The sequence below is a fragment of the Methylocystis iwaonis genome (assembly GCF_027925385.1).
Taxonomy (GTDB): domain Bacteria; phylum Pseudomonadota; class Alphaproteobacteria; order Rhizobiales; family Beijerinckiaceae; genus Methylocystis; species Methylocystis iwaonis.
Map to the genome: position 1 here is coordinate 3,632,613 of NZ_AP027142.1, position 20,944 is coordinate 3,653,556.

Below are 20,944 nucleotides of genomic sequence, written 5' to 3' on the forward strand. Positions count from 1 at the left end.
TTGCGCGCGCGACGGCCGGAGGAGCAAGCCGCGATCCGTTCAAGGACGCGGCGACCGCTGTTCGGCGAAGCGCGAGGGCGCGAACGCATGTTGTCGGGGAAAAGGGAAAAGGCCGAAGGCCTTTGACACGCTGGCCGGCGCGAAGGCCGGCGGACAGATCGCCTGGCCGGAACGCCGCATCCGCGGCGATCGACCGAACAAAATGACGACCGGGAACGCGACCATTGCCTGCGTCGCGGTCCCTGCGGCAAAGACCGCGAAGCGCAAGATTTGAGCGCAGCCGCATCGCGCGGCCGAACCGGGCGAGGCGAATCTTCGCTGCAGCGCTTATCATGGTCGTAGCCATGAGATCGTCAAAAAACCTTTCGCGACGCCCAAAGGCGGCGAGTATGCGTCACAGCCGGCGCAAAGCCGCGCGTGACGGAAGACGTCAGCCCGTCCTGGAAATCCGTCGGCCGCCGATGCAAAGGGCGCCTGCCCACGCTGCGGCGCCAGACTTCCACAGAGCGCTTCCCACTTCATAGCGGGCGCCCGCAAGACGCGCAAGCGTCGCTTCTGCGGCATTTATGCGACGGACGCCCGAAAACGGCGCCGCGCTCCGGCTGAAGCTGTGGATGCTAACGGTCCCTTAAGGGACGCGCTTGAAGAATCGTTTATATAGTTCTCCAGATTGACGCAATTTTGCGAGCTTCGGGCCATGCGACAGCCGCCTTCCCGCCGAAAAAAGACTTGGGCGCGCCGCGCTGTCGGCGCTGCGGCGGCCCTTCTCGCCGGCGCGAGCGCCGCTTTGGCCGCCGAGCCCGGCGCCCCTGTTGCGGCGGTCGCCGGCCGCGTCGAGACGCTCGCAGACCACGCCCGCCTGGTTTTCGAGCTGACCGGCGCCGTAAAGGCGAGCGCGCATCTCGCCGTCAATCCGGCGCGCGTCATCGTCGATCTGCCCGAGGTCGCCTTCCATCTCGACGCCAAGGACGGCCGCGCGCCCGCCAAGTCCCGGCTCGTCAAATCCTACCGCTATGGCCAGTTCGCCCAGGGACGCTCGCGGGTGGTGGTCGATCTCGCGGCGCCCGCCCAGATTGTGCGGGCCGAAAGCGAGCCCGCTGGCGACGGGGCCCGGTTGATCGTCGAGCTCGCGCCGACCACCGAAGCGCAATTCACCGCCGCCGCCGCCGAAAGCGCCGCCGCTTTGGCGCGCGCCGAGCCTGCGCCTGCCACGGCCGCCGCGACTCCGGCGGCTTCCGATAAGCCGGTCGTCGTGATCGACCCCGGCCATGGCGGGGTCGACATGGGCGCGACGGGCAAGCACGGGGAGCAGGAAAAGGCGGTCGTCTTCGAGTTCGCCCGCGCGCTTGCGGCCAAGATCGAGGCTGGCGGTCGGCTGAAAGCCGTGCTGACGCGCAGCGAGGACATTTTCCTGCCGCTCAACGAGCGGGTCCAGATCGCCCATCGCAACAACGCCGCGCTCTTTTTGTCGATCCACGCCGACACGCTCGCCGAGGGCCATGTCGAGGGCGCGACCATCTATACAGTGTCGACCAAGGCCTCCGACGCCGAGGCGGCGAAAATCGCCGAAAAGGAAAATCTGGCGGACAAGGCGGCGGGCCTGGAGAGCAAGCAGGACGTCGAGCAGGTCGGCGACATCCTCTACGAACTCACTCAGCGCGAAACCCGCGCCTTCAGCGCCCAGTTTTCGCAAACGCTGATCTCGCATTGGAAGGAGGCCGGCAGTCTGAACAAGAACCCCGCGCGCGCCGCCGGATTCGTTGTCCTGAAGTCCTACGACATCCCCTCGGTCCTCCTGGAACTTGGTTATCTTTCGAGCGAGAAGGATCTCGCGCGATTGACCTCGGTCGACTGGCGCGACCGCGCCGCCGGCAAGACCGCGGAAGCGATCGAGGCCTTCTTCGCCGCGCGGTCGCGCGAGGCGCGCGCGCCGGTCAAGCTCGAGCGCCCACAATAAAACACAAAACCGCATCATTTTGAAAAAGGCGCCGTCAGGGCCGCGGCTCGCTGCGCGCCGGACAGACCGGCGACATCACGCCTGGCCACCACGGCGGCGCGACGATCGGCCAAAAGCCACTGGATCGGCGGGCGCTGGCGGTGCTAAAGCATTGCCGCGCCACGAGGCGAATTGACGGGTGATTTCCGTTTCGAGTGGGCCCCATCCAGAAAAACTAATCGCGCACGCGGCGGACCAACGCCGAATTGCGCGCTTGCCGGCCGGCCCAGTCCTAGCGAAAGGGCGGGCGCCGGCGCCATATAAGATCAGGCGAAAAGCCACGGGCCTCCCCGCCCGCTGAGAGGAAGAATTTCATGCGACTTCTCGCAAGGTTTCTAGGCTTTGTCTTCGCGACCGGCACGATCGTCTTTTTGATCGGCGCCGTCGCGGCCTCCGCGCTGGTCTACTATTATTCCAAGGATCTGCCGGATACGGCGCAGCTACGAAACTACGAGCCCCCGGTCACGACGCGTCTTCACGCCAATGACGGCTCCATTCTGGCCGAATATTCGCGCGAGCGGCGCCTGTTCCTGCCGAGCTCCGCCATTCCGGCGCTCGTGAAGCAGGCCTTCATCTCGGCCGAAGACAAGAATTTCTACACCCATAACGGCATCGACCCGGAAGGCGTCGTGCGCGCGCTCTCGGTGCTGGCGCAGGGCGGCCGGCATGTGCAGGGCGCCTCGACGATCACCCAGCAGGTCGCCAAAAACTTCCTCGTCGGCAATGAGCGCTCGATCGACCGCAAAATTCGCGAGGCGCTGATCTCCTTTCGCATCGAGGCCGCCTATTCCAAGGAGCGCATCCTCGAGCTCTATCTCAACGAGATCTACCTCGGCCTCGGCAACTATGGCGTCGCCGCGGCGGCGCTCAATTACTTCAACAAATCGGTCAATGAGCTGACGCTCGCCGAAGCCGCCTATCTCGCCGCGCTGCCCAAGGGCCCCAATAATTACCATCCCTTCCAGCATCGCGACCGCGCGATCGAGCGCCGCAACTATGTGATCGACCGCATGGAGGCCGATGGCGTCGTGACGCATCTGGAGGCGGAGAAGGCCAAGGCGGAGCCGCTCGGCGTCAACCCGCGCGCCCTCTCGCCCAATACTTACGTCGCCGGCTATTTCGCCGAGGAAGTGCGCCGCGAGCTGCTCGACCGCTACAAGGACAAGGGCCTCTATGAGGGCGGGCTGTCGGTGCGCACGACGCTCGACCCCAAGATGCAGGCCTGGTCCCGCAAGGCGCTGGCGGACGGCCTCGTGCGCTTCGACGAGGCGCATGGCTTCCGCGGCGCCATGAACCATATCGACGTCTCTTCCGATTGGGGCGTCCCGCTCGCCGGCATTCCTGCGCTCGGCGACATCAAGCCCTGGCGCCTCGCCGTGGTGCTCGACGTCAACGAAGCGGGCGCCCGCGTCGGCCTGCAGCCGGGCCGCGAGGCTTCCGGCGACGTGGCGCGCGAGCGCGAGACCGGCCTGCTCACGGCCGAGGGCATGCGTTGGACCGGCCGCGGCCCGCGCGGCGCGCTCACGGTCGGCGACGTGATCTATGTCGAGCCGATGGTGGGCAATCCGGGCCACTTCCGCCTACGCCAGATCCCCGAAATCTCGGGCGCCATGGTGGCGATGGACCCCTATACGGGCCGCGTCTTCTCCATGGTCGGCGGCTTCTCCTTCGACCAATCGGAGTTCAATCGCGCCAGCCAGGCGCTGCGCCAGCCGGGCTCCTCCTTCAAGCCCTTCGTCTATGCGACGGCGCTCGACAATGGCTATACGCCCTCCTCGTCCATCCTCGACGAGCCCATTTCGATCCAGCAGGCCGACGGCAGCTATTGGACGCCGGAGAACTTCGAAGGCGGCCACGGCACCGGCGCGCATCCGCTCAATTACGGCATCGTCCATTCGAAGAACATGATGACGGTGCGCCTCGCCAAGGACGTCGGCATGCCGCTCATCGCCGAATACGCCAAGCGTTTCGGCGTTTACGACGACATGGGCCCTTATCTCTCGCTGTCGCTGGGCGCCGGCGAGACGACGCTGCTCAAGATGGTCACCGGCTATTCCATGCTGGCCAATGGCGGCAAGCGCATCAAGCCGACGCTGATCGACCGCGTGCAGGACCGCTGGGGCAAGACCATCTTCCGCCACGACGAGCGCCAGTGCCTGGGCTGCGACGCGGCGAAATGGGACAATCAGAACGAGCCCAAGCTGATCGACAAGCGCGAGCAGGTGCTCGACCCGCTCACCGCCTATCAGATCACCAACATCATGGAAGGCGTCATCCAGCGCGGCACCGGCGTGTCGATCAAATCCGTCGGCAAGCATCTCGCCGGCAAGACCGGCACGACCAATGAGGCGAAGGACCTCTGGTTCGTGGGCTTCTCGCCGGACCTCGCCGTCGGCGTCTATATCGGCTACGACCGCCCGCGCTCCATGGGCAGCCACGCCCAGGCCGCGCTCTTCGCCGCGCCGATCTTCCGCGACTTCATGACGGTCGCCCTCAAGGACAAGCCGGATACGCCGTTCCGCGTGCCGCCGGGCATCAAGCTGATCTCGGTCAATCCGAGCACCGGCCTGCGCACCGCGAGCGGCGGCGAGCTCTGGCCCTTCAAGCCGGGCACCGCGCCGCCGGATTCCTACACGAGCGGCGAAGGCGGCGGCCCCCGCCAGCTCAATACGCCGCATGACGTCGACCAGCAGGTCGGCAGCGGCACGGGCGGGCTTTACTGATCGAGAGAAAGCGGCCGGAGACGAAAGTTTCCGGCCGCTCTATTTTTAACTAATGGTTGCACAAGAGCCCTGGCCCATGACCGACAGCAATGAATTCGTCCTCCAGGAAGAAGCGGGGCATGTCGCGCGGCTGACGCTCAACAGGCCGGCGTCGCGCAACGCTTTGTCGGTGGCGATGCTGGCGGCGCTGTCGCAGCGGCTAGACGGTCTGGAGAAGCGCGGCGACATTCGCGTCGTGGTGCTGCAGGCCGAGGGCCCGGCCTTCTGCGCGGGTCACGACCTCAAGGAGCTGACGGCTCACCGGAGCGACGCCGACGGCGGGCGTGGGTTCTTCGAGGAGACGATGCGGGGCTGCTCGGCGCTGATGCAAAAGATCGTCGGGCTGCGGCAGCCCGTTATCGCCGCCGTCGACGAAATCGCCACCGCGGCGGGCTGCCAGCTCGTCGCGAGCTGCGACCTCGCCGTCGCCGGCCCGAACGCGCGCTTCTGCACGCCGGGCGTTGACATTGGCCTGTTCTGCTCGACGCCCGCCGTGGCGCTCTCCCGCAATCTCGCGCCGAAACACGCCCTGGAAATGCTGCTCACCGGCTTCCCAATCGGCGCGGAGGCGGCGCTGCGCATCGGGCTCGTCAACCGCGTCTCACAGGACGGCGCACGCACCGGCGCGCGGGCCCTCGCCGAGCTGATCGCGGCGAAGTCGCCGGAGGCGATCCGCTTCGGCAAGAGGGCGTTTTACGCCCAGCGCGAGAAGCCGCTCGTCGAGGCCTATGATCTCGCGAGCGCCGTGATGGCGGAGAATATGCTCGCCGAGGACGCGAAAGAGGGGATCGCGGCGTTTCTGGAGAAGCGGGCGCCGGAGTGGCGGGAGCCGTGACGTGGCAATCACTGCCGCCCCGTCATTGCGAGCGCAGCGAAGCAATCCAGAGCCACATCGGGGCCCCTGGATTGCTTCGTCGCTGCGCTCCTCGCAATGACGGCGTTACTCCCCCAAATGCCGCAACGCCGCCGCCGCCGCGAAGGGGCACAGCGCCAGCGCCACGAGCGTGATGGCGCAGAGGATCGAGAAGGGCGAATAGAAAGGCACGGTCCCGCCGGTCGCCGCCTCGCAGGCCGAGACGCCGAAAATCAGCACCGGAATCGTCAGCGGCAGCACCAGCAACGCCATCAGCAGACCGCCGCGCCGCACGGTCACCGTCGCCGCCGCGCCAATGGCGCCGATGAGGGTCAGCGCCGGGGTGCCCACTAAGAGCGTCGCCACCACGCCCGCGAGCGCGATCGTCTCCTGCTGCAGCATCAACCCCAGAAAGGGCGCAGCGATGATGAGCGGCAGGCCGGTCGCGGCCCAATGGGCGGCGCATTTCACCAGCACCGCCAGCTCCAGCGGCGTTTCGCCCAGATGCAGCAGATCGAGCGAGCCGTCCTCGGCGTCCGCCTGGAACAGCCGGTCGAAGGCGAGCAGGCTCGCGAGCAACGCCGCGATCCACAGGATCGCCGGGCCGATGCGGGCGAGGAGGTTCGGGTCCGGCCCCACGGCGAAGGGGACGATCGTCACGAGGGTGAGGAAGAACACCACCCCCATGGCGCCCGAGCCGCCGACACGGCGGGCGATGCGCCATTCGCGCAGGAAGAGCGCGCCGATCGGCGAGGTCATTTCGCGCCTCCCAATGCCAGCTCGCCGGCTTCCTCGAGCCCCAGCGGCTCATGGGTCGCGGCGACGATGAGGCCGCCCTTGGCGCAGTGATCGCGCATCACCGCGGCGAATTTTTCGCGCGAAACCTTGTCGAGCGCCGTCAGCGGCTCGTCGAGGAGCCACACGGGACGGAAAGCGACGAGGAGCCGCGCCAGCGCCGCGCGGCGCTTCTGGCCCGCCGAGAGCGCGCCGAATGGGGCGCGCGACGCGAAAGAGAGCCCGACGACGGCAAGCGCCTCTGCGATCGTCCGGGCGCGCGGATCGGCCGCGGGGGAGAGATAGAACGACCAGAATTCGAGATTTTCTTCGAGGGAGAGCGCCGCCTTCATGCCGTCGGCATGCGCGAGATAATGCGCCTGTTGGGGCAGTTCCGCCTCTTCGCCCGCGCCCTCCAGCCGCATCTCGCCGGCGGCGCGCGGCAGAAGGCCGGCGAGCGTGCGCAGCAGGGTCGATTTCCCGGCGCCGTTGCGGCCCGTCACCACCAGCGCCTCGCCGCCCGAAAGAGCGAAGCTGACACCGGCCAGCACGGGCCGGCCGCCGCGCGAGACGGCGAGATTCTCCACGCTCAGCCGGAGGGCGGACTGGACGTCTGCATGGGGGCGATGCGGGCTCTTTTCCATGTTGAAAGCCAATAGAGAAAGCCGGGCGCAAGCGCCATAGGCCCGCTCTCGCTTTCCTGCCAGCCTACCCAAGGCGCAGGCGCACTGGCGCGAGGGCGAGGAGGGTGCTAAGGGATCCGATCAGCCTCCAGGCGCCCTAACGGCTCAGGGCGCCTTGATTCTTCGGGAAAAGCAAGCGCGCGCGGCCGCGCCCGGCCATTCAGGGACTGCGAATTCAGTGACGAAACACAGAAGCCTCCCCGACTATGCCTCGCGGAGATTCCGCTTCGCGGGCAACGCCCTGCTCGAGTTCAATAACCCCTTCTTCGCGCAGATCGACAAGCTCAAGGCGGACTTCGAAGCGCAGGGGACGCATTTCGTCAGCTTCGCGAATTACGATTATCTCGGCCTCGCCAATCATCCGCGCATCCGCGAGGAGGCCAAGCGCGAGGTCGACGGGCTCGGCGTCGGGGCGCTCGCCTCGCGGCTCGTGGGCGGCGAGCGCACCACGCATAAGCAGTTCGAGGCGGAGATCGCCGAATTCATCGGCATGGAAAGCGCGCTGGCGCTCGTCTCCGGCTATCTCTCGAACGTCACCACTATTTCCTATCTGATGAACGGCAAGCGCGACGCGATCTTCATCGACGAGCTTGCCCATAACAGCATCGTCTATGGCGCGGAGGGCGCGCCGGCCCATGTCGTCAAGTTCCGCCACAACGACATGGACCATCTCGACCATCTGCTGGCGCGCCATCGCGAGGAATATCGCAATGTGCTGGTCGTCGTCGAAGGCGTCTACAGCATGGACGGCGACACCGCCGATCTGCCGCGCCTCTATGAAATCAAGGACAAATATCAAATCTGGCTGATGGTCGACGAAGCCCATTCGCTCGGCGTTCTGGGCGACCATGGCCGCGGGCTTGCGGAGCATCAGGGCGTCGATCCGCAGCGCATCGACCTCATCATCGGCACACTCTCCAAATCGCTCGCCTCCTGCGGCGGCTATATCTGCGCCAGGAAGGAAGTGATCGAGTGGTTCCGCTACACGCTGCCGGGCTTCGTTTATAGCGTCGGCTTCTCGCCGGTCGTTCTCGCGGCGGCGCGCACAGCCTTGCGGCTGATGCAGGAAGAGACCTGGCGCATCGGCAAGCTGGCGCAGAACGCCGAGCTTTTCCGCCAGGTCGCGCATGAAAACGGCTTCTCCACGGGCCCGGCGATCGGCCGCGGCGTGGTGCCGATCCTCTTCGAAAACGATCTGGAAACGATGTGGGCGGCGCGGCATCTGCTCGAGAAGGGCTATTATGTGCCGCCCGTCGTGCGCATCGGCGTGCCCAAGGACGGACCGCGCCTGCGCTTCTTCTTCTCGGCGAACCATACGGAGGCGGAAATCCGCGGCGTCATACAGGCGTTGCGCGACATCCCGCCTGTGTCGGAAGAGGCGCAGCGCATCGTCGCCGCCGCCATGTCCGGCGCCGCCGCCTGATACGACGGCGCGGGCGCGTCATCATGACGCTTTCCGCGTTCCCCCGCAAAGGCTAAGGATTTTGTCCATGGCGCGAATCGAGATCGTACCGGTCGCTGGGCTCTCGACGTTCACGACTTTCTGCAAGCTTCCGCGCCTTCTCTACAAGGGCGCGCCGGGCTTCGCGCCGCCGCTCGACATCGAGCGCTGGACGCTCTTCGCCCATATGCTCAATCCGCATTACAAGCTGGTCGAGGATCAGAAATTCCTTGCTCGCCGCGACGGCGAATGGGTCGGCCGCATTGCCGCGCATGTCTATAAGGATGGGATCACGCCCGTCGCCGCGAGCCCCGCGCAGTTCGGCGCGCTCGACGCCGTCGATGATATCGAGGCGGTGCGCGCGCTGGTCGAGGCCGCGGAGGATTGGCTGAAGGCGAAAGGCGCGACGCGGATCAACGGCCCCTTCTCGCCGACGATCAACGGCGAAGTCGGCATGCTGATCGAGGGCTTCGAGTCGACGCCTATGTTCCTCACGCCCTGGCATCCGCCCTATCTCTCGCGCCATCTCGCGGCGCTCGGCTATGAGAAGGCCAAGGACCTCGTCTCCTATCGCATCGCCATCGACGAGACTTTCCTCAACGAAAAGCCCCTCATCTCGAACCGCAAGGAATGGCGAGACCGTTTGAAGCTCCGCCCGCTCGATCTCGACAATCTTAAGACGACCGAGACGGCGCTGATGGAGGAGCTCTTCAACGACGGCTGGCGGGACAACTGGGGCTTCGTGCCCTTCACCAAGGCTGAGTTCGATTCGACCGCCGACGCGCTTAAGTATGTCATGCCGCCGGACTTCGGCATCATGGTCGAGCTCGACGGCGCGCCGGTGAGCTTCTTGGTCGCGCTCCCCAATCTCTTCGAGATCGTCTCCGACTTCGACGGCCGCTTGTTCCCCTTCGGCCTGCCGAAGCTGATCTCGCGCATGCGCAACCACAAGTTCAACACTGCGCGCATTGTGCTGCTCGGCACCCGCAAGGCGCTGCAAAACAGCGCGACGGGCGGCGCCATTCTGCTCTCCATGATCGAGGAGATGCGCCGCCGCGGCGCCAAGGCTTCTATCACCCATATGGAGGCTGGCTGGGTGCTCGAAGACAACATGGCGATGCGCAAGCCGATCGAAATGTTCGGCGGCAAGGTCGACAAGGTTCACCGCATTTATGAGAAGCGTATCGGTTGAGTTCAGGTCCGGGGTAATCGGGTGAATGACGGCATGGCGTCGTTAGCCCCAAATACCTCCCCTTTACGGGGAGGTCGGCGGCCAAAGGCCGCCGGGTGGGGTTCGCGCCGCAACGGCAGTGGTGGGGCTTGACCCCACCCGACCCCGCTTACGCGGGGCCACCCTCCCCGTAAAGGGGAGGGATTGGCTCACGCCCGGCATCCACCCGGTTGCTCCGCTTCCAACTGAAGGGAACGTGATCCATGAACGGCATTTCGGTCACCGCCCAGGGCGCCGACCGCTCGCATGTCGAGCGCCGCCGCTTGATCTTGGAAAAATATCCGCAGGTGCGCGAGCTTTTTGGCAGAGACCCGGTGACCTTCAAGATCACGGCCGGCATCTTCGCCGGGCAATTCGTGATCGCGGCCGTGATGGGCTGGCTCGGCCTCTCCTATTGGTGGCTGTCGCTGCTGCTGGCGATCTGTGTCGGCGCCTTCGCGAACCATGCGAATTTCGTCATCATCCACGACGCGATTCACAATTGCGTCTTCGAGGACCCTCTCGCCAATAAATGGACGGCGATCCTCGCCGATCTCCCCAACGGCTTCCCCACAGCGATGGGCTTCCGCTGCTATCACATCAAGCACCATTCGCATCTCTCGGCCTATGACTATGACGCCGATGTGCCGAGCCACTGGGAAGTGGAGTGGGTCGGCAATAGCGCATGGCGCAAGGCCGCCTGGCTTTTCGCCTTTCCCGCGATCCAGCTCGCGCGCCTGTCTCGGCTGAAGGGCACCGTGCCGATCATGGGCAAATGGACCTATATCAACATCGCGGTCATCATCGCCTTCGATCTCTTCATGCTCTGGGCCTTCGGCCCGAACGCTTTGCTCTATCTCTTCCTGTCCTTCTGGTTTTCGGTGGGCGGGCTGCATCCGTTGAGCGCGCGCTGGCTGCAGGAGCATTTCGCCTTCGGGCCCGACCAAGGCACGTTCGATTATTATGGGCCGCTCAATAAGCTCGCGCTCAATATCGGCTATCACAACGAGCACCACGATTTTCACGAGATCCCGTGGAACCGGCTGCCGGAGCTCACCGCCATGGCGCCGGAGTTCTATGACACGCTGCGCTGCCACCGCTCCTGGTTCGCGCTGCTCGTCACCTTCATCTTCGATCCGACCTATTCGCTCGGCACGCGGTCGGTAAATGTCACGCAAGCGGCGCAGCAGATCGCTGCCCCGGCGGAGTAAAATCATGACGCAGGACACACGCACAGAAGCGCTGGACGCCTCGCCGCGCATTTTCGAGAACGACCTTCTCGATCGTTTCTCGCGCGTGCATCACCTCACGCCCGTGATCATCTACACGCCGATCATTCTGGGCCTGCTGTTCTACTCCTTGTCGCTGCAGGGCGCCGGGCTCGTTTTGCTCGGCCTCGTCATCGGCTATGTCGCCTGGACGCTGACCGAATATTTCGGCCACCGCTATCTCTTCCACACGGTGTTTCCGCTGCCCTTCGGCTTCGGACCGCGCTTCCAGTTCCTGATTCACGGCGTGCATCACATCTATCCGAGCGACCCGCTGCGGCTCGTGATGCCGCCGCTGCTCTCCGCGCCGATCATGCTCATCGCGCTGACGATCATCCGGCTGATCTTCGGCGCGACCTTCGCCTGGCCGGTGTTCGCAGGCTTCATGGCCGGCTATGTGGCCTATGACTGCGTGCATTACTGGACGCATCACGGCCAGCCGACTTCCGATCTCGGCAAATTGGTGAAGCGTCTGCATATGCTCCACCATTTCCGCGACGCCGAGAAGGGTTTCGGCGTGCATGCGATCTGGTGGGACTATGTCTTCGGCACGGCCTATCAGAAGGGCGAGACGCCGGGGACCAAGGCCGTCTGAGCCTTTGAATAACGCGCTCAGGGGCGTGTCATTCCCGGCGGGCTGAAAGCCCGACCGGGAATCCAGAGCCACAAAAGCGCTCTTGCGGGATTTGCCGTCGTCCATTCGGCCCCGATTTTGCTTTTCGCTGCCGGAAATGGACCCGGCATGAAAACCTTTCTCGATTGGTCGGCTTACGACACCTACGGCATTGGCGACGCCTATTCGGGCATTCCGGCCACGGGCGGCAATTACGCCAAGGCTGTCGCTGTGTGCATGCACAGCCGCGATTGTCAGAAAGCCGGCAAGGGCGTCATGTGCCCGAGCTACCGCATCACCGGCGACCCCAAGCATTCCACCGAAGCGCGCGTCGCGGCCTTCAAGGCCGCCCTCAACGACCCCGCCAACGCGCGCGCCTTCGCCGATCCGCGCCTCGCGGAAGCGATGGATTTGTGCGTCTCCTGCAAGGCCTGCAAGAAGGAATGTCCCAGCGCCGTCGATATGACGCTGATCAAGACGGAATATCTCGCCCAGCGCCATGCGATCACCGGGGTCCCGATCCGCACACGGCTCTTCGGCGGCGTGCCGGAATGGACCGGCCGGCATCGCGCTGTGCTGGGCTTCGCGATTCGCCTGCGAAATCGTTTCTCGGCGCTCGCCAAATTTGCGGAAAGACGGCTCGGTATCACGGCGCGCCGGCCGCTTCCGGAGCTGGCGGCGAAACCCTTCGCGCCGGCGAAGAAGGCTAGCGCGGCGGCGGGCGCGCGCGGCGACGTCATTCTCTTCGTCGACACTTTCTGCCACCATTTCGACCCCGAGATCGCCGAGGCCGCCGTCGCCGTGCTGGAACGCGCCGGCTACAGTGTGCGCTTCGCCAAGCCCGCGCCGACTGACGCCGAACCCAACCGGCCGCTCTGCTGCGGACGCACCTATCTCACGACCGGCATGGCGGATAAGGCGAAGGGCGAAGCGAGCCGCGTTCTCGCCGCCTTCCGCGACGCCATCGCGGCCAAGACGCCGATCATCGGGCTGGAGCCATCCTGCCTTCTGTCGCTCCGCGACGAGCTTTACAGCCTGGGGCTCGGTCCCGAGGTCGGCGATCTCGGCAAGCAGCTTTACCTCTTTGAGGAGTTTCTGGCGCGTGAGCATCAAAACAACGGCCTGCGGCTGGAGTTGAAACCGCTGGATTTACCCAAGGCCCTGCTGCATGGCCATTGCCACCAGAAAGCTTTCGGCGTGATGAAGGCGACGCGCAAGGTGTTGAGCTGGATACCGGGCTTTTCCTTCGAGGTGATCGATTCGAGCTGCTGCGGCATGGCGGGAAGCTTTGGCCTGGAGGCCGAGCATTACGAGGCCTCCATGGCGATGGCCGAACAATCCCTGCTGCCGGCGGTGCGCGCCGCATCGGAAGACACGCCGCTGATCGCCAACGGCTTCTCCTGCCGTCACCAGATCGAGCACGGCAGCGGCCGAAAAGCTCGGCACATCGCGCTGCTGCTGCGCGACGCGCTCGCGTGAGGCCCATCCACAATCGGTCGGAATGTCATTCCCGACGCTTCGCGTCAGCGAAGTGATCGGGAATCCAGAGCAGAAGTAGCGGGCGTTGCTCTGGATTCCCGATCGGGCCTTCGGCCCGTCGGGAATGACAGACCCCCATGACGAGCAGCCGGCGCCTACTCCTGCCCCGTCCGCTTGAACCAATCGTCTTCCGTAATGACCTCGATGCCAAGCTCCTGCGCCTTGGCGAGCTTCGAGCCGGCGCCGGGCCCCGCCACCACGAGGTCGGTTTTCTTGGACACGGACGCCGCGACCTTCGCGCCGAAGCGCTCGGCCTGCGCCTTCGCTTCGTCGCGGGTGAGGCGCTCCAGCGAACCGGTGAAGACCACCGTCTTGCCGGCGACAGGCGAAGATGACGCGACCTGCGGCATCGGTTCGATCGTCACCTGCTCGAGCAGGGCGTCGAGCTCCTTCTCATTATGCGGCTCGGCGAAGAAGTCGTGCAACGCCTCGGCGACCACCGGCCCGATGCCGTCGATGCAATCGATGCGGGCGCGCGCCTCCGTGCCCGGATCGGCGTCGCGCGACGTCTCGCGCAGAGAGTCAAAATCGCCGAAGTGTCTCGCGAGGCGGCGCGCATTGGTCTCGCCCACATGGCGGATGCCCAGCGCAAAGAGAAAGCGATTGATGGGGATGACCCGCCGCGCCTCGATCGCCGCGAAGAGATTGCGCACCGAGGTCTCGCCGAAGCCCTCGCGATTCTTGATCCTTGTGAGGCTCTTTCGATCGCGCTCTTCGAGCGTGAAAATATCCGAAGGCGTTTTGATGAGGCCTTCGGCGAAGAAATATTCGATCTGCTTGTCGCCGAGCCCCTCGATGTCGAAGGCATTGCGCGAGGCGAAATGCTTCAGGCGCTCGACCGCCTGCGCCGGGCAGACGAGCGAGCCCGTGCAGCGGCGCACCACATCCGCCTCGCCGGTCTTTTCGTCGATCTCGCGCAGCGCCGCCGAGCCGCAGCGCGGGCAGATTTGCGGGAATTCGTAAGGCTTCGCGCCATGGGGGCGCTTTTCCGGGATGACCTCCACGATCTGCGGAATGACGTCGCCGGCGCGCTGCACGACGACCGTGTCGCCGATGCGGATGTCCTTGCGGGCGATCTCGTCTTCGTTGTGGAGCGTGGCGTTCGACACGACGACGCCGCCGACGGTCACCGGCTCCAGCCGCGCGACGGGCGTCAGCGCGCCGGTGCGGCCTACATTTATCTCGATGTCGCGCAAAATGGTTGTCGCGCGCTCGGCGGGGAATTTATGCGCCACCGCCCAGCGCGGCGCGCGTGACACGAAACCGAGCCGCTCCTGCAGCGCAATGTCATCGACCTTGTAGACGACCCCGTCGATGTCATAGCCCAGCGTCGCGCGATCGGCTTCGATCGCGTGATAATGGGCCACCATCTCCTCGACGCTTTCGCAAAGCCTTGTGCGCGGATTGATCTTCAACCCATAGGCGTTGAAGGCTTGCAGCACGCCCCATTGCGTTCGGGCCGGCAAGGCGCTCACCTCGCCCCAGCCGTAAGCGAAGAAATGCAGCGGCCGTTCGGCGGTGATCCGCGAATCGAGCTGGCGCAGCGAGCCCGCCGCCGCATTGCGCGGATTGGCGAAGATTTGCTTGCCCGCCGCTGTCTGGCGCTCGTTCAGCGCCGCAAAGGCCGCATGCGTCATATAGACTTCGCCGCGCACCTCCAGCACTTCTGGCGCGCCGTCGTGCAGGCGCTGCGGCACTTCCTTCAATGTGCGGATATTGGCGGTGACGTCCTCGCCCTCATAGCCGTCGCCACGCGTCGCCGCCTGCACGAGATGGCCGCGCTCGTAACGCAGCGAGCAGGAAAGGCCGTCGATTTTCGGCTCGGCGGTGCAGGTGATGGGCGCCGTTTCGGCGAGGCCGAGAAAGCGGCGCACGCGCGCCACGAAGTCGCGGACTTCCTCGTCCGAAAAGACATTGCCGAGCGAGAGCATCGGCACGGCGTGTTTCACTTTCGCAAATTTTTCGCTGGGCTTGGCGCCGACTTTTTTTGTCAGCGACTCCTCGGAGACGAGTTCGGGGAAGGCTTTTTCGAGCGCCTCGTAGCGGCGGCGGGCCACGTCATAGTCGGCGTCGGGAACGAGCGGCGCGTCTTCCTGATAATAAGCGCGATCATAGCGGGCGATGTCTTCGCCGAGGCTCGCATGTTCGGCGCGCGCCTGCGCGAGCGATAGCTCTTCGATGGGCAAGGAATGAGAGGCGGCGGACTTTTTCGTCATATCGCAAAGGTGGCCTACAGCCGTCATTGCGAGGAGGCGAAGCCGACGAAGCAATTCACAACCGCGTTACGGCTCTGGATTGCTTCGCTTCGCTCGCAATGACGGGGGAATACGAAGCGGCGCAACCTACCGCGTTCGGGGCGGCGGCGCGAGGGGCCCTCCGCGAGAGCCAATCGGGTGAACGGCAACCTGGCGGCTCCAAATACCTCCCCTTTACGGGGAGGTCGGCGGCCAAAGGCCGCCGGGTGGGGTTCGCGCCGCTACGACCGTCGTTGGGGCTTTACCCCACCCGACCCCGCTTACGCGGGGCCACCCTCCCCGTAAAGGGGCTACGGGAGTCGCACAAGTCTCGCGATGGTCCAGCCACGCCTGATGGCGTCGTATTCCACGAGGCCGTCATACATGGTTTTGGGGCCGGGCGGCTTGTAGCCGCCGCCGACGTAGCCGGACCAGCCGCCGAGGCGGCCGATTACCCAGGCGGCGCGCGCCAGCGTGCCCTTGGCGTGTGGGTTTTTCTGCTTCTCGGTCTTGCCTTCGAGCTTCGCCGTCAAGGCTTCGATCAAAGGCGCGTCGGCTTCCTCGAAGGCGTCGGCGAGCGTCTGCCCCGTGGCTCCGTCGCGCGCCTGCACCAGTTGCAGCACGCGCGCGGCCGCAATCATCGCCGCCACGGTGAGTTTCGCCAGCGGCTCCATCTCGATGATCTGGCTCTCCTCCACCCGCAGGCATTGGCCCTTCAAGGTGCGAAACATCTGCTCGATCAGCCAGCGCCGGCGATACCAGAACACCATGCGCCGCGCGTCCTCGACGGAGTCGACCGCATGCGTCGTCGACAGCAGCCAATGCACGGGAGCCTCGCCCGCAGGCGGATCGATCTCCCGCACGTCGACGAGGGAAAGCGTCACGCTCGGCGCCAACGCCTTGTCGGCGGTCAGCGGGCGCGCGATCGCGGCTTTGCCGAAGCTCAACGAAACGACCGCCTTGCGCGCCGCCCGGGCGCCCTTGGCCGGAACCTCGATCTCGTAGCGCATCGCCTCCGGCAGGGCGCGCGCAAAGGCGAACAGCCGGGAGCCGTTCGCCAGCGCGCGGTCCTGCGCCACGCGCGTCAGAAGATGCACATTGGCGGGGCGGCGGGCGAATTCGTCGTAGATGTCGCTTTCCCGGTCGGCGACGACGGTGATCTCCTCGGCCGCGCCGAGAACCGCGCCCGCCGTCTGCGCGCCGGCGAGCCAACGGCGCGACTCTTTCTCATCCGGCCCGCGCTTGCGCCGATCGGTCGCCGCGCCGTCCGTCCGGTTGATCACGCTCGCGCCGGCGAGCCCGATGATCCCGCCCGTCAGCGCATCGACGACGAGCTGCGGGTGAATGAAAAAGCCGATGTCCGCGCCGTTGCCGACCGTGCCGAAGCCGCGCTTGCTCGCCGCGTGCCCCGAGAAATTCAGCTCGCTCGTGTCCTGCAGGACGAGGAGCTTGCGCCCCGCGACGCGCCCGCCCGTCTGCGCGGCGGCCGTCGCCAGCATCTCCTCTTTCGTCACGCTCGGGTTGCGCAAGAAGCGCCCGAACCGCACCTCGCCAGCGCGGGAGCCGCCGAGTTTGCGCAGGCAGCAGCGCTTCTTCTCGACCAGCGCCGACAGAAAATCGCGCCCCCTTTTTTGAGCCGTTCGTCGCCGAACGACCCGAGTTCGCCGAGCCAAGCCATCCTCGATCCCTCCCGATTCATCACCAGAAAGGAATCAAACCAAGCCCGCCCCCGCAAGCCCAGACTTGTGTGCATGCGGTAGCCCGTAAAGGGGAGGGATGAGCTCACGCCCGGCGTTTCATCCGCTGCTGCCTTTTCATGGCGCAGCCGCCATCTCCAGCGCCTGATCCAAGCGGTCGCCGCCCCAGAAAAGCTCGTCCTTCACGAAGAAACTCGGCGCGCCGAAAACGCCGCGGCGGATGGCTTCGTCGGTGTTCGCCCTCAGCCGAACCTTGATATCGTCCTCTGTCCCGCGCCGAAGCAGCTCTTCCGCCTCAAAAGAAAGCTCGCGCAGGATTTCTTCGAGGACGGTCGGGTCGGCTATGTCGCGATCCAGCGCGAAATTCGCGTGATAAACCGCCCGAGCGAAGGGGGCCAGACGATCCGTCCCTTCGAGAGCGGCCGCCACGCGCGCCGCCAAAAGACCACTGCGCGGGAAAACGCTCGGCGGTCGCCAGGCGATCCCCTTTCTCTCGCAGAGCCGCTCCATGTCGCGCCACATATAGGCGCCCTTGGCGGGATAGAGATTAAAAGGCGAGTCCGACCAGCCCTGGCCGGCAAAAATCGGCCCGAGCAGGAACGGCCGCCAAACGACGTGGACGTCGACGGCCTTGGCTTTTTCCTCGATTTCCTCCGCCGCGAGGTAGGAATAGGTGCTCGCGAATTCGAACCAGAATTCCAGCCTCGCCGCCACGGGCCTCTCCGATGCTACGCCGCCTCCGGCGCCGCGCCCACGAGGCGGCGGGCTTCCTGCGCGCTGATCGGGCGGCCAAAGGCGTAGCCCTGCGCATAGCCGCAGCCGAGCTGATAAAGCTCGATCGCGTCGGCCTCGGTCTCCGCGCCCTCGGCGACGACGTCCATGCCGAGATCATGCGCCAAAGCGACGATCGAGCGCAGAATGACGGGCCGCGCGCCCTTGCCGCTTTGTTTGACGAAGGAGCGGTCGATCTTGATCGTATCGAAGGGAAAGCGCTGCAGATAAGAGAGCGACGAATAGCCCGTGCCGAAATCGTCGAGCGACAGACCGGCGCCAAGCTCCTTGATGCGCGCCAGCATTTGCGCGGCGTATTCGGGGTTCTCCATCACCAGGCTTTCGGTGAGCTCCAGCTTGAGGCTGCCCTTCACAATGTCGTGATGCATCAGCACGCTTTTGACGTCGCGCAAGAGATCGTGACGCAGAAGCTGGCGCGAGGAGACATTCACCGAAGCAAAGATCGGCGGATCGACCGCGAGCGCGCGTTGCCAGGCGGCAAGCTCGCGCGCCGTGCGCTCCAAGGCGAGCAGGCCCATGTCGATGATCAGGCCGGTCTGCTCGGCGATCGGGATGAACTGGCCGGGCTCCAGGCGGCCGAGGCGCGGATGGTCCCAGCGCAGCAGCGCCTCGAAACCGGCGATGGTGCGGTCTTCCAGCCGCACGATCGGCTGGAAGAAGACCTTCACCTCGCCGCGCTCCAACGCGCGGCGCATATCGGCCTCGAGCGTCAGGCGGTCGGAGCGCTGCGCGCGCATGGAGGGACGGAAGACCTCGATGCGATTGCCGCCGGTGCGCTTGGCGTGGCGCATGGCGATCTCGGCGTCCTCCAGCATGTCGTCGGCGCCGGGGTGGATCTGCTGGTCATAGAGCGCGATGCCGATGGAGGCGAACAGCGCGATCTCGCGATCCGTGAAGCGCACCGGCGTCGCCAACGAGCGGCGCACCGAGTCCGCGAGGGTGATCACATGGTCGGCGTGCGTCTCGGAGGCAAGGATGATCGCGAAAGAGTCGCCATGCAGCCGCGCCAGCGTGTCCTGCGGCTGCAGCAGGCGCGTCAGGCGATGCGCGACGGTGAGTAGGATGCTGTCGCCCATGGCGATGCCGACCTGCTCGTTGATCTGCTTGAATCGGTCGATGTCGATGACGAGCACCGTCGGGCGCACGTCCTTCTCCATGCGCGCAAACACCAGCGCCGCTTCGAGACGGTCGAAGAACAGCTCGCGATTGGGCAGGCCGGTCAGATTATCATGCACCGCGTCGTGCAGCAGACGCTCCTGGGCGTTGCGCTCGTCGGTGACGTCGGTCAGCGTGCCGACGACGCGAATGACTTCGCCGTCCGGCCCGACCACGGGCCGCGCCCGCAGCCGGTAGGCGAGATAATGGCCGTCGGCGCCGCGCAGGCGGAACTCCTGATTGATGCGGCCCCGGCGTTGTTCCAGCAGCGCGTCGAGGCAGGCGCGGTAGCGGTCCTGCTCGAAGGGGTGCAGGAGGTCGAGCCAGGAGGAGGCGGCTCCCTCCAGACCGCCGCGGTCGAGGCCAAGCGCGGCCTCCGCCTCTGGGCTGACGTAAATATGGTCCGACGGCACATCCCAGTCGAAGACGATCTCATTGGCGCCGGTCATCGCCAGCGCCTTGCGCTCGACGTCGCTGATCGCGCCGTGGGAGAGCCCGCCTGTCGCGAAGGCGTTTTGCATCACCGTGAAGCCGATGAGCATGACGATGAGCACCAGGCCGCCGACGAGCGCGGGCGACACGAGGTCGTTCGTCATCCAGCCGGCGACGGCGAAGCCTGCCGTCGCCACCCAGACGACGAGCAGGAACCAGGTGGGAATCAGCATGATCGCGCGGTCGAAACCGTGCGAGGCGAGATAGAGCACCAGCACGAAGCCGACGACGGCGACCGTCGCCAAGGAGATGCGCGCGACGCCTGCCGCTACGGGAGCGTCGAAAACGGCGAGTCCGGCGAGATCGAGCAGAATCAGCAGCCACAGCGCCGCGACATGCCAGGCGCGCACATGCCAGCGATTGAGATTGAGATAGGCGAACAGAAAGACGACCAGCGTCGCCGACAGCACGGTCTCGGCGCCGGCGCGCCAGATGCGGTCGGCATTGGCGTCGGAGCCGAAAATCTTGTCCCAGAAGCCGAAGTCGATGCAGACATAGGCCAGCACCGCCCAGGCGAGCGCAGCCGCCGCCGGGAAGATGACCGCGCCCTTCACGACGAAGACGATGGTGAGGAAGAGCGCCAGCAGGCCGGCGATGCCGATGACGATGCCCTTGTAGAGCGTCAGGCTCGTCACCTTGTCCTTATAGGCGTCGGGCTCCCACAAATAGAGCTGCGGCAGGTTGGGCGTGCGCAGCTCCGCAACATAAGTGACGGTCGTGCCCGGATCGAGCGTCAGGCGGAAGACGTCGGCGTCGGCGGACTCTTCGGCCTCGGGCGGAAAGCCCTGGCTCGCGGTGATCGCGGAAATGCGCGTCGAGCCGAGATCGGGCCAGATGACGCCGGAGCCCTGCAGGCGAAAGTGCGGCGCAACAATCAGCCGCTCGATCTGCTCGTCCGTATCGTTGGTGAGGGCGAAGACGATCCAGTTGGGGCGGCTGCCGGCCTCCCTGGCGCCGACTTCGATGCGGCGCACAATGCCATCCGAGCCCGGCGCGGTGGAAACTTGCAGGCGGTCGCTTTGCGAGTAATGCTTTTCCACCACATGAGTGAGATCGATCGCCCGCGCCCCCTGCGGCACGCGCACCGATTCGACTGAAAACGCGGCGGTCGTCGAGACCAGAAACCCAAAGAGGGCGATCAGAATCGTTTGAAGACGCACATTCTTTTCTCGGCTGTGGAGCCTGTCGCTCGAAGGGGCGGTTCGCTATTCCTGGATCGCGGCCATGGCGAGACGATTGCGCGGCCGAAACTTGCAACGCGCCGCCATCCCGCCTACTGGAAGCCAGAATATCGGACGCAACGCCACTCCGTCCCGGGCGAAGCCGGCGCCGCGCCGGGCGGCTTTCGAAACGAAAAGCCCGCAAAATCAGTAGAGCCTTCGGCTCTCATCCGCAAGTCGATTCAAGCTTGCCGAAAATGCGGTATGGTCTTTGC

The 20,944-nt window shown here is 65.6% G+C and carries 14 protein-coding genes; 8 read left to right on the forward strand and 6 right to left on the reverse strand.

The window, feature by feature from the left end; translation table 11 throughout:
- Positions 1-697 precede the first annotated feature (697 nt).
- From QMG84_RS17345 to QMG84_RS17355, 3 genes are all read left to right on the forward strand, one after another.
- Positions 698-1,957, forward strand: a complete 1,260-nt coding sequence (locus QMG84_RS17345; protein ID WP_281929431.1) for an N-acetylmuramoyl-L-alanine amidase — start codon at positions 698-700, stop codon at positions 1,955-1,957.
- A gap of 353 nt (positions 1,958-2,310) precedes the next feature.
- Positions 2,311-4,719, forward strand: coding sequence for a penicillin-binding protein 1A (locus QMG84_RS17350; protein WP_202071186.1), 2,409 nt, complete (start codon positions 2,311-2,313; stop codon positions 4,717-4,719).
- Positions 4,720-4,795: 76 nt separating this feature from the next.
- A complete protein-coding gene (locus QMG84_RS17355) occupies positions 4,796-5,593 on the forward strand; it encodes an enoyl-CoA hydratase (RefSeq protein ID WP_281929433.1) in 798 nt (265 codons plus the stop codon).
- Between the two features lie 105 nt (positions 5,594-5,698).
- On the opposite strand, the gene ccmB is transcribed toward QMG84_RS17355, so the two are convergent.
- Together ccmB and ccmA are read right to left on the reverse strand one after the other, a co-directional pair.
- Positions 5,699-6,370 carry a heme exporter protein CcmB gene (gene ccmB, locus QMG84_RS17360; protein ID WP_281929434.1) on the reverse strand — a complete coding sequence of 224 codons (672 nt, stop codon included), beginning with the start codon at positions 6,368-6,370 and terminating at the stop codon, positions 5,699-5,701.
- Complete coding sequence (gene ccmA / locus QMG84_RS17365; protein ID WP_281929436.1) at positions 6,367-7,029, reverse strand: heme ABC exporter ATP-binding protein CcmA; 663 nt, start codon at positions 7,027-7,029, stop codon at positions 6,367-6,369. Before ccmA ends, ccmB begins: the two co-directional genes overlap by 4 nt.
- A gap of 217 nt (positions 7,030-7,246) precedes the next feature.
- Here ccmA and QMG84_RS17370 point away from each other — a divergent pair, with 217 nt between their 5' ends.
- The 5 genes from QMG84_RS17370 (at position 7,247) to QMG84_RS17390 (ending at position 13,079) form a co-directional block, all read left to right on the forward strand.
- Positions 7,247-8,491 (forward strand): aminotransferase class I/II-fold pyridoxal phosphate-dependent enzyme, encoded by a 1,245-nt coding sequence (locus tag QMG84_RS17370; RefSeq protein ID WP_281929438.1) that lies wholly within the window; start codon positions 7,247-7,249, stop codon positions 8,489-8,491.
- 67 nt (positions 8,492-8,558) lie between these two features.
- Positions 8,559-9,701: a hypothetical protein gene (locus QMG84_RS17375; protein ID WP_281929440.1), complete on the forward strand. Its 1,143-nt coding sequence runs from the start codon at positions 8,559-8,561 to the stop codon at positions 9,699-9,701.
- A gap of 242 nt (positions 9,702-9,943) precedes the next feature.
- Positions 9,944-10,930 (forward strand): fatty acid desaturase, encoded by a 987-nt coding sequence (locus QMG84_RS17380; RefSeq protein WP_281929442.1) that lies wholly within the window; start codon positions 9,944-9,946, stop codon positions 10,928-10,930.
- Between the two features lie 4 nt (positions 10,931-10,934).
- On the forward strand, positions 10,935-11,582 hold the full coding sequence (locus QMG84_RS17385; RefSeq protein WP_281929444.1) for a sterol desaturase family protein: 648 nt from the start codon (positions 10,935-10,937) through the stop codon (positions 11,580-11,582).
- 147 nt (positions 11,583-11,729) lie between these two features.
- The gene (locus QMG84_RS17390) at positions 11,730-13,079 is read left to right on the forward strand and encodes a (Fe-S)-binding protein (RefSeq protein ID WP_281929445.1); all 1,350 of its coding nucleotides are present in this window, start codon (positions 11,730-11,732) and stop codon (positions 13,077-13,079) included.
- A gap of 155 nt (positions 13,080-13,234) precedes the next feature.
- On the opposite strand, the gene ligA is transcribed toward QMG84_RS17390, so the two are convergent.
- From ligA to QMG84_RS17410, 4 genes are all read right to left on the reverse strand, one after another.
- The gene (ligA, locus tag QMG84_RS17395; protein WP_281929447.1) at positions 13,235-15,355 is read right to left on the reverse strand and encodes an NAD-dependent DNA ligase LigA; all 2,121 of its coding nucleotides are present in this window, start codon (positions 15,353-15,355) and stop codon (positions 13,235-13,237) included.
- 329 nt (positions 15,356-15,684) lie between these two features.
- A complete protein-coding gene (locus QMG84_RS17400) occupies positions 15,685-17,046 on the reverse strand; it encodes an IS4 family transposase (RefSeq protein ID WP_281929448.1) in 1,362 nt (453 codons plus the stop codon).
- 141 nt (positions 17,047-17,187) lie between these two features.
- Positions 17,188-17,784 carry a 2-hydroxychromene-2-carboxylate isomerase gene (locus QMG84_RS17405; protein ID WP_281929450.1) on the reverse strand — a complete coding sequence of 199 codons (597 nt, stop codon included), beginning with the start codon at positions 17,782-17,784 and terminating at the stop codon, positions 17,188-17,190.
- Between the two features lie 14 nt (positions 17,785-17,798).
- Positions 17,799-20,669, reverse strand: coding sequence for an EAL domain-containing protein (locus tag QMG84_RS17410; protein WP_281929452.1), 2,871 nt, complete (start codon positions 20,667-20,669; stop codon positions 17,799-17,801).
- Positions 20,670-20,944 lie beyond the last annotated feature (275 nt).

Excerpts from the sequence above, each read along its gene's own strand:
- QMG84_RS17345 (WP_281929431.1), top strand. The coding sequence starts at position 698 with ATGCGACAGCCGCCTTCCCGCCGAAAAAAGACTTGGGCGCGCCGCGCT.
- QMG84_RS17350 (WP_202071186.1), top strand. The coding sequence starts at position 2,311 with ATGCGACTTCTCGCAAGGTTTCTAGGCTTTGTCTTCGCGACCGGCACG.
- QMG84_RS17355 (WP_281929433.1), top strand. The coding sequence starts at position 4,796 with ATGACCGACAGCAATGAATTCGTCCTCCAGGAAGAAGCGGGGCATGTC.
- ccmB (WP_281929434.1), bottom strand. The coding sequence starts at position 6,370 with ATGACCTCGCCGATCGGCGCGCTCTTCCTGCGCGAATGGCGCATCGCC.
- ccmA (WP_281929436.1), bottom strand. The coding sequence starts at position 7,029 with ATGGAAAAGAGCCCGCATCGCCCCCATGCAGACGTCCAGTCCGCCCTC.
- QMG84_RS17375 (WP_281929440.1), top strand. The coding sequence starts at position 8,559 with ATGGCGCGAATCGAGATCGTACCGGTCGCTGGGCTCTCGACGTTCACG.
- QMG84_RS17380 (WP_281929442.1), top strand. The coding sequence starts at position 9,944 with ATGAACGGCATTTCGGTCACCGCCCAGGGCGCCGACCGCTCGCATGTC.
- QMG84_RS17385 (WP_281929444.1), top strand. The coding sequence starts at position 10,935 with ATGACGCAGGACACACGCACAGAAGCGCTGGACGCCTCGCCGCGCATT.
- QMG84_RS17390 (WP_281929445.1), top strand. The coding sequence starts at position 11,730 with ATGAAAACCTTTCTCGATTGGTCGGCTTACGACACCTACGGCATTGGC.
- ligA (WP_281929447.1), bottom strand. The coding sequence starts at position 15,355 with ATGACGAAAAAGTCCGCCGCCTCTCATTCCTTGCCCATCGAAGAGCTA.